The sequence below is a fragment of the Acidithiobacillus sp. TH-A36 genome (assembly GCF_057473445.1).
Genome location: NZ_JBYCKP010000208.1, coordinates 1 through 8686 on the forward strand (window position 1 = coordinate 1; position 8686 = coordinate 8686).

The 8686-nt window shown below is 55.7% G+C and carries 9 protein-coding genes, 1 tRNA gene and 2 pseudogenes; 8 read left to right on the forward strand and 4 right to left on the reverse strand.

The window, feature by feature from the left end; genetic code table 11:
* From ntrC to AC2VLY_RS05510, 8 genes are all read left to right on the forward strand, one after another.
* Positions 1-1289: nitrogen regulation protein NR(I) (gene ntrC / locus AC2VLY_RS05475; protein ID WP_486921904.1), on the forward strand; the 1289-nt coding region annotated here is incomplete at its 5' end.
* A gap of 97 nt (positions 1290-1386) precedes the next feature.
* Positions 1387-2325, forward strand: coding sequence for a hypothetical protein (locus tag AC2VLY_RS05480; RefSeq protein WP_486921905.1), 939 nt, complete (start codon positions 1387-1389; stop codon positions 2323-2325).
* A gap of 124 nt (positions 2326-2449) precedes the next feature.
* Positions 2450-3418: a polyprenyl synthetase family protein gene (locus AC2VLY_RS05485; RefSeq protein WP_300253489.1), complete on the forward strand. Its 969-nt coding sequence runs from the start codon at positions 2450-2452 to the stop codon at positions 3416-3418.
* A 10-nt stretch (positions 3419-3428) separates the two neighbouring features.
* Positions 3429-3505: transfer RNA gene (locus AC2VLY_RS05490), tRNA-Pro, on the forward strand.
* A 92-nt stretch (positions 3506-3597) separates the two neighbouring features.
* Positions 3598-3795, forward strand: coding sequence for a hypothetical protein (locus tag AC2VLY_RS05495; RefSeq protein WP_193649465.1), 198 nt, complete (start codon positions 3598-3600; stop codon positions 3793-3795).
* Entirely contained in the window at positions 3792-5546 is a 1755-nt protein-coding gene (locus AC2VLY_RS05500; protein WP_193649466.1) for a peptidoglycan D,D-transpeptidase FtsI family protein, read from the forward strand. Before AC2VLY_RS05495 ends, AC2VLY_RS05500 begins: the two co-directional genes overlap by 4 nt.
* Positions 5543-5854, forward strand: coding sequence for a hypothetical protein (locus AC2VLY_RS05505; protein ID WP_193649467.1), 312 nt, complete (start codon positions 5543-5545; stop codon positions 5852-5854). The genes AC2VLY_RS05500 and AC2VLY_RS05505 overlap by 4 nt, the downstream gene beginning before the upstream one ends.
* 10 nt (positions 5855-5864) lie before the next feature.
* Positions 5865-6140, forward strand: coding sequence for a hypothetical protein (locus AC2VLY_RS05510; protein ID WP_193649468.1), 276 nt, complete (start codon positions 5865-5867; stop codon positions 6138-6140).
* 216 nt (positions 6141-6356) lie between these two features.
* Here AC2VLY_RS05510 and AC2VLY_RS05515 read toward each other — a convergent pair whose 3' ends face one another.
* From AC2VLY_RS05515 to AC2VLY_RS05530, 4 genes and pseudogenes are all read right to left on the reverse strand, one after another.
* Positions 6357-6878 carry an ATP-binding cassette domain-containing protein gene (locus AC2VLY_RS05515; RefSeq protein WP_413773206.1) on the reverse strand — a complete coding sequence of 174 codons (522 nt, stop codon included), beginning with the start codon at positions 6876-6878 and terminating at the stop codon, positions 6357-6359.
* A pseudogene (locus AC2VLY_RS05520) lies at positions 6870-7292 on the reverse strand (ATP-binding cassette domain-containing protein); the annotation flags it as partial. The gene AC2VLY_RS05515 and the pseudogene AC2VLY_RS05520, both read right to left, overlap by 9 nt.
* A gap of 84 nt (positions 7293-7376) precedes the next feature.
* A pseudogene (locus AC2VLY_RS05525) lies at positions 7377-8216 on the reverse strand (ATP-binding cassette domain-containing protein); the annotation flags it as partial.
* 93 nt (positions 8217-8309) lie between these two features.
* The coding region (locus tag AC2VLY_RS05530) for a DUF4870 domain-containing protein (RefSeq protein ID WP_486921906.1) at positions 8310-8686 on the reverse strand (377 nt) is incomplete at its 5' end.

Genomic DNA, 8686 nt, shown 5'->3' on the forward strand with positions numbered 1-8686 from the left:
TGGGCCGTGATCAACCCAATGCCATTGTCACGGACTTACGCATGCCCGGTCTGGACGGTCTGGCTTTTCTGAGGGAAGTGCAGGCGCGTTGGCCCAAGCTCCCGGTTATTGTCATGACGGCCCATTCGGACCTCGATAATGCCGTTTCGGCTTTCCAAAGTGGGGCTTTTGAGTATTTACCCAAACCCTTTGATATGGACGAGGCCATCAATCTGGTTCGCCGCGCTTTGGGCAGTCAGGAAGAACCGACAGCCAGTAGCCAGACGGAGGATGTGGACCCGGCGGAAATGATTGGTGAAGCGCCAGCAATGCAGGAGGTGTTTCGAGCCATCGGACGTCTGTCCCGATCACAGATCAATGTGCTGATTACCGGTGAGTCGGGAGCCGGTAAAGAGCTGGTGGCCAGCGCCCTGCATCGCCACAGTCCACGGGCCAGAGGGCCGTTTATTGCTATCAATACCGCCGCTATTCCCGCCGAACTGCTGGAATCCGAACTGTTTGGACATGAAAAGGGTGCATTTACCGGAGCGGTACAAACCCGCCAGGGGCGTTTTGAGCAAGCCTCCGGGGGTACCCTGTTTCTGGATGAAATCGGGGATATGCCTGCTGCTTTGCAAACCCGCCTGCTGCGGGTGCTCTCGGATGGTACTTTTTACCGGGTGGGGGGGCATGCCCCTTTGCGTGCTGATGTGCGGGTGCTGGCAGCCACCCACCAGAACCTGGAAGCCAAGGTCCGCGACGGCAGTTTTCGCGAAGATCTCTATCATCGTCTGAATGTCATCCATATTCACTTGCCGCCGCTACGTGAGCGCCGCGAAGATATTCCGCGACTGGCGCGGCATTTCCTGCGCCGCAGTGCGGAGCAACTGGATGTCGAGCGCAAGCTGTTGAGCCCGGCTGCCGAAATGGCTTTCACCGAATGGCACTGGCCGGGCAATGTCCGGCAACTTGAGAATGTTTGTCGCTGGGTTACCGTCATGGCCCCCACCAGTGAGGTGCAGATCACCGATTTGCCGCCGGAGATGAGCGTTGCGGCGCCGCTAGCGGAGCTGACAGATGCGCCGATCCATCAGGATTGGCGGCTGCAACTGGGCACGCTGGTGCGCCAACGCCTCGCCAGCGGGGAAGAATCCCTGCTCGATAAAATTCAGCCCCAGTTTGAGCGCTGCATGCTGGAAGCAGCACTCCAGCATACCCGTGGTCACAAGCAGGATGCCGCCCAGAAATTGGGTTGGGGACGTAATACCCTGACCCGCAAGCTGAAAGAACTGGGTATTGAAGATCATTAAAAATATTCTTGCGAACTCTGACTCTTAGACTAATTGTACTGGAACATGCAGTGTTTAATAGCATGTTTGGAAGCTCGGTCATGGGGTTGAGGTGTTTATGCAAGGCTTGATGATATTCCTGGAAGTGATTGTTGTGCTGCTGTTATTGGTAGAAGTGTCTATTCGCTTGCGCGCCCGGCGGCGACGTTTGCAGAATCGCGCTGCGACGGCTTCGCCAGATCTTTCCAGGGATGCCTCTGCTCTGCCAGTCAAGACTGTTCCCGCTCCCCTGCATGAAGTCACGGCCATTCCTGAAGCTGAAAAAGTGACGGCGACCACGCAGGAAGCTCTCAGCATTGATGACTTACTCAATGAGGCGAATATTTATCTGGAATATGGGCATCATGCGCAGGCGGCGACAGTATTACGTTGGTATGTTGATCTGAATCCCCATGAAACCCGGGTGATTAATCAGCTACTGGACACCTATATTGCCATGGCTGATATGAACAGTTATGCGGATTTGCTGGAAAGCCTGGGTGAAAAATCCGGCAATGTGCCCATGGATGAAACCTGGTGGCGGGAGCGGGTGGAACACGGCTTGCAGCAGGATCCCGGCAATCTTGAACTTCTGGTGCTGGCCGAAAAAGTGGGAATGACTGTTCCCATGCCGCAGGAACAAGGCGGTGAGGCAGCGATGACCGCAGAAATGGCCCTCGCGCTGGTTGCCCGCAATCGTGACCCGCATTATGGCATGGCCATATTGTGGCGGGCGATTGCCCACGAGCCACTGCGCTTGCCCCTCTATGCCGAGTTACTGCGTATTACCCACCAGCAGCATCTTCTTGAGGAATACATCAACGCCTTGATTTTGCTATTCCTGACGGTAGGTGGTGGCGGGAAAACGCTGCGCGAGCGGATGTTGCGAGCGGGTCAGGATCTTGGGCCGCATCCCTTATGGAAGGTGCTGGCAGACTGGCAGGGTGATCCGGAAGAATTGCGACAGCTGGCCCGTTCCCGACAGCTGGAAATCCCCAAGTCTCTCCCCGATGTCTGAACAGTTGGGCAGGAATCGTGCTTGACAAGCTATTGTCGCCCTCACCACAATCCCCTGCGGCCGCAAGCTTGGCACTTTCTGGTGTAAAGTGGTGCCGATGCCAATAAACAGGGAGCAGCAAGGTATGGATCTGGAGTCGGTTAACCAACTGGTGCGGTCGGATATGTTGGCGGTGAATCAGGTGATTCAGGAACAACTGCGTTCCGGCGTGCCGACCATCCCCGCGATGGGCACCTATTTGATTAACGCTGGTGGAAAACGACTGCGTCCTATCGTGCTGCTCCTGGCCGCGCGCATGGGTGGCGAACACAGCGCGCGGCCAATCCCCCTGGCGGCAGTGGTGGAATTTATTCACACGGCGACACTCTTGCATGATGACGTGGTGGATGGTTCCGAGCTGCGCCGCAATAATGCCACCGCCAATCAGCTATGGGGTAATGCGGCGGCGGTTTTGGTGGGTGATTTTCTCTATGCCCGATCCTTTGAAATGATGGTGGCAGATGGAGATATGCGTATTCTGGCGACCATGGCCGAGGCAACCAGTGTCATTGCCCAGGGAGAAGTAGCACAACTGGAAAACGCGCACGATCCAGATTTAAGTGTGGCATCTTATTTTTCGGTCATTGAAGCCAAAACCGCCAAGTTGTTTGAGGCTGCCATGCGTATTGGTGCCTTGATCAATCATCTGGATCAGCAGTCCGAAACAGCACTGGCAAAATATGGTTCGTTACTCGGGATTGCATTTCAGTTGATGGACGATGCCCTGGATTATTCCACCTCCGCCGAAAAAATGGGTAAAAACCGGGGAGATGATCTGGCTGACGGCAAGGCGACCTTACCCTACATTCACGCCATGCAGCATGCTACTCCGTCTGAGCAGGCCATTTTACGAGCAGCTTTGGATGGCGAAAACCCGGCCGATTTTGCGGCGGTCTGGGAAATCATTGCCAGAACAGAAGCTATTGATTACACTTTGCGCGTCGCGGCAGAAAAGGCTGAACAGGCCGTTGCCTGTTTATCCAGCTTTCCCGATGGTCCGGAAAAGTCGGCTTTGACATTCCTGGCCGGGTTCGCGGTGCAGCGTGACTTTTAGGTAGTAGCATCGGGGCGTGGCTCAGCCTGGTAGAGCGCCGCCTTCGGGAGGCGGATGTCGGAGGTTCGAATCCTCTCGCCCCGACCAATATTGTTGAAAAGGCCCGCTTCGTCGGGCCTTTTTGGTGTTTTCATGGCGTTCCAAAAAATTGCGGCTCGAAGCAGGCAGGGATTTTGTGGATGTTTAAATGGTTGTTACTGGCAGGGGTTCTGGGTCTGTTGTTTTATTTCTGGCGACAGCGCATACCCAAAAATCATCCCGAAGTGGAGTCCCTGGTTCGCTGCTCCGTTTGCGGGCGCCATATATCCATCCACTCCGCCATGTTAAGTGCCAAAGGCAATTATCGCTGTACCCTACATGCGGGAGATCCGGATTGACCGCAGAACGCCCAAAGTCGCATCGCATTTTGCCCCGTTGGCGGGCTGTGCTCATTCTGGCGATCATCTTCGTTGGCTTTGTCGTTGTGCTGACCCGGGACACGGATTTGCAATGGTGGCAGGATCATACCCTGCGTGATCAGGGGCGCATGCGATATATGCAGGATCGTCCTCTTCCTGCTGATCGCGGTGTGATTTATGCCGATAATGGTACGGCACTGGCAGTCAATGTCCCCGCTGTCACCATCTGGACAGACCCGCGAATTTTTAATCAATACCAGAAAGATTGGGATAAGGTCGCTGCTGCCCTGAATTTAAGCCCACAGGCGTTGGCGGAACGTGTGCAATCCGGTGGTTCCGGGTTTGCCTATATTTTGCGTCAGGGCGAGCCGCAGATGGGCAAGGCTTTGCATGCCCTCCATGTGCCGGGCATTTACGTGCAGGCAACCAGTCGCACTTACTATCCACTAGGCGCTGTGACTACGCCTCTGCTGGGCCTGGTACATCTGGATCATCATGGTGCTGCCGGTCTGGAAAGAGGCTATGATCAATGGCTTGCAGGTCATTCCGGCACGGAAAAAGTATTGGTGGACGGGCAAGGTGAAGTGCTGCGGGTGCTGGGTGCCCGTCATGCCCCCATACCCGGTCATGATCTGCATTTGACCATTAACCCCCAGATTCAGTACTGGGCATACATGACCCTGTTGGCTGCCCAGAAGCACTTTGGGGCAACTGAAGGTTCTGCAGTAGTCATGAATGTCGAAAATGGACAGATTCTGGCCATGGCCAGCGTACCCTCCTGCAACCCCAATTCCCGAAGTGGTTGCGGCAATCCTGCCGATTACGTCAACAACGCCGTGCATCAGGCTTTTGAACCGGGTTCTGTCATGAAACCCTTTATGGTGGCAGCAGCACTGAAAACCGGCAGTATCCAGCCGGACCAAAGCTTCAATGTTTCTCACTGTCTGCCCGTCGGTGGGTTTTGTATTCGTGATGATGTGGTGCATCATGAACTGAATGTGGCGCATATTCTCAAATATTCCAGTGACATCGGGGCGGCCAAAATTGCGCTGCGGACGCCTGCCCAAGCGATTTATGACATGTATCGGTCTGCGGGTTTCGGGAAAGAGCCGGATCTGGGCTTCGCTGGCGCTACTGGCGGCGTCCTGCCACAACCTCAGACCTGGGATAAAGCCCGCCACGCCACCATTGCGTTGGGTTATGGCGTTTCGGTGACGACCCTGCAGCTCGCCGAGGGTTATGCCGCCATTGCCAACGGCGGTTATCACGTCACACCGACCCTGATAGCGGGCCAGCCGGTGCAAAAACAGCGCATCATGCCGACAAATATTGCCGCACATTTGCGCCACTGGCTTGAGGGTGTGTGTGCAGCCAATGGGACCGGTATTTTGGCTGCCATCCCCGGCTATGCGGTGGCTGGCAAAACCGGAACCGCCAATATGGCCAATGGCAAGGATGGCTTCCAGAAAAACAAGACCAATGCGACCTTCGTGGGTTTTGCCCCCGGCTTTGCTCCAAAACTGGTCATGGCCGTGACCATGCGCGGCAGCACGCGGTACTGGAACTTCGGCGGCGTTGAATCGGCACCGGTGTTTCGGGTTACCATGCGCCATGCGCTGCAAGAATTGAATATTTCTCCACGCTGGTGTGGTGGCAAGGCTTGTGCTTCCAAGAATAAAGGCATTACTGCTACCCAGGCGGAAATATGGGCAGAAGGAGGCGGAAATTGAGTCGAACCGATAAATGGGTCGCCAGCATTTTGGCGCTGGGTATTGCCGGCTTGCTGCTGGGTGTTCTAGCCTTCGCTGCTGTTTCGCGTATCCCGGTAGCCCATATTTATGTGAATGCCGCCGGTGCCCGAAATATTATTGTGGCCGGACACCGAGCCGTAACCGCACCAGATTGGCCGGGCGCCTATCGGGTAACCCCGCGATTTACCGACCCTGCTTTCTGGTCTGATGCGACCCTCTACTTTCGGCAGGGCAAAGCGGTGACTATCCCGCGTCAGGACATCAAACTCTGGGTGTATCGTGGTTAAAGCAGACCCCATGACCGCGACTCTGAAAGCCCTGCTGCAAGGCGCTATCGCCGTTGTTCTGGTGCTTCTGGCAGTTTTGTTGCTGCTGGCACTGGATGGCCTTTTATTGATTCCCGGATTGATGTTGGCTTACACATTGATGGGTCTTCCCTGGCACTGGCCCGGCATTTTGCCGGACCCCCTCAATCCCCCCAGCCCCTGGATCAGTATGGCCGTCGGGGTCATTGCTACCCTGGTCCCGGCTGTTGTGGATGGGATCGTCCTGCACTTTGTCCTGCGCAAATGAAATCATTTCCAGTTAACCTAAAAACGGCAGTTGCTGTGGGTGCTTTTTGCTCCATTGTTCCTTGCCTGTTGTTCTGAGGTTCATCCTGCTGTCAGGAGAGAACTCGCCCTGCGGGCTCAGACAGCTCTCCTGACGGGCGCTGGATTTCGCCAAAAACAACAACGGCACGGAACAAAAGTCGCTGCAAAGCACCCGCAGCAACTGCCGTTTTTAGGGTTAGGCGTTGTTGCTGGCAGCCGCTTTGGCTTCCAGCAGCTCCCAGCGTGAATAAGTCTGCTGCAACTTTTTGGCGAGCTGGTCTGACCGCAGTTGGAGCGCTTTCAGCTTTTCCGGGTTCTGGTAGGTTTCCGGTAAAGCCAGAGTCGCTGCCACGTTTTCCTGTTCCTGCTCCATAGCTTCTATTTGGGCAGGTAAAGCAACCAACTCCTGACTTTCCTTGTAACTGAGCGTAGTTTTTTTGCTGTTTTCCCGTTTGCCGGATGTTTTGCCCGTAGAGCTTTCAGCATTCTTGCTGGCAGCTAGCTGGATTTCTGTCTGCCAGCGTAACCAGTCCTCATAGCCGCCGGCATTCTGGGTAAGCTGACCGTTTTCACCGAAGGCAATGACCTGGGTGACTACGTTGTCAAGAAAGTCCCGGTCATGAGAAACCAGAAACAGGGTGCCCGTATAATTCTGGAGACGCTCTTCCAGCACTTCAAGGGTTTCCAGATCCAGGTCATTGGTCGGTTCGTCGAGCACCAGAATATTGGCGGGGCGGGCAAACAAGCGGGCCAGTAGCAGGCGCGCCCGTTCGCCGCCCGACAGCGCCTTGATCAACCCCCGGGCGCGACTGGGCGGGAACAGGAAGTCCTGCAAATATCCCAGAACGTGGCGCCGCTCCCCATTGATCTCAATGAAATCGTTACCATCTGCAATGGCATCCACTACCCGGCTTTCCGGATCAAGCGTCGCCCGCATCTGATCAAAATAGGCGACTTCCTGTTTGGTGCCGCGCCGGATCTGGCCTTGCTGGGCTTCCAGTTCGCCGAGAATCAGGCGCAGCAAAGTGGTTTTACCGGCTCCGTTGGGGCCGATAATACCGACCCGGTCGCCGCGTTCAATACGTGTTGAAAAATTCCGGATAATGGGGCGCTCTTCATAGTGGAAGGACACCTGATCCAGTTCCGCAATCAAGGCCCCGGAGCGTTCCGCCGTGCTGATCTGCAGGCTCGCCTGCCCCTGCTGCTGGCGACGGCTGGCGCGCTCCTCGCGCAGGCTTTCCAGACGACGCAAACGGCCCTGGTTGCGTTTGGCCCGTGCCTTTACCCCCTGGCGTAACCAGGCTTCTTCCTCGGCAAGTTGCCCTTCCAGGCGATTATCTGCTGCAGCCTCGGCCGCCAGCACTTCCGCCTTGCGTGCCTGATATTCGGCAAAGCTGCCCGGAAAACTGCGTAAAATGCCGCGATCCAGTTCGACAATACGGGTTGCCAGGCGATCCAGAAAGCGCCGGTCATGGGTGATGAATACCAGGGTGCCGCGATAGCGCAGCAGGGACTGTTCCAGGGCAAGAATGGCTGGTAAATCCAGATGGTTGGTGGGCTCGTCAAAAAACAGAATATCCGGTTCGGAAACCAGGGCAGCAGCAATGGCTACGCGCTTGCGCTGCCCGCCTGACAAGGCAGAAACCACACCTTCCGCTGGCAGGCCCAGACTATCTCGCAGGGCTTCCGCTTTGTAGTCGATTTGCCAGGCATCATGATGGTCCGCCAGGGCATGGGCCTGTGCATCTCCCGCCTCGGCATTTTGCAGTTGCCGCCAGGCGGGGTGTCCGGATTTGATAGCGGTGAGCAGATCGTGATCGGCGGCCAGTTCGGGTTCCTGGGCCAGATAGCTACGGCTGAGTCCCGGTGCCACCCAAAGATTTCCGGCATCCAGCCTGCAAAGACCGGCAAGTGCTTGCAGCAGGGTCGATTTACCTTCGCCATTACGGCCAATCAGACCAATGCGTTCACCGGCTTCAAGATTCAGATCCGCATGGTCCAGTAAGGCGCGGCCTCCCCACTCCACCTGCCCCGCTTCCAGCCGCAGAATAGACATCGCCCCAATCTCCCATGTATTTTCCTTCAGAAGGGAGATAGGGTACGGGGCGGGCTCTGGCGGCGCAAGCCGTCATTGCGGAAGGATGTTGGTTTAGCTCAGCAGACGCAGGGTAAGGGGATAACGGTAGCCTTCACCGCTACTTGATTTCAGCGCGGCAATAATGCAGAAAATCAGATTGAAAAGAAAAACCAGGGGAAAAATAAAAAGCCCGATGAGTAAGGCGCTGAGCACGCTGGCGACAATGTAAGCGAGGAGAATGGTGATCTGAAAATTCAGGGCTTCTTTGCTCTCTGTGATGAGCCATTGATTGTCGCCATCCTTCTTGATCAGGTACACAATCAGCGCCGGTAAAAAACCGAATAAAATACCCCCGGCCTGGATTAATGCCATGATGTTGCGATCTTCCTTGTTGCTGCTGGTTACCAGACTGCTTGTTTCCATAATAACGCTCCCTTGCAAAATGAGTG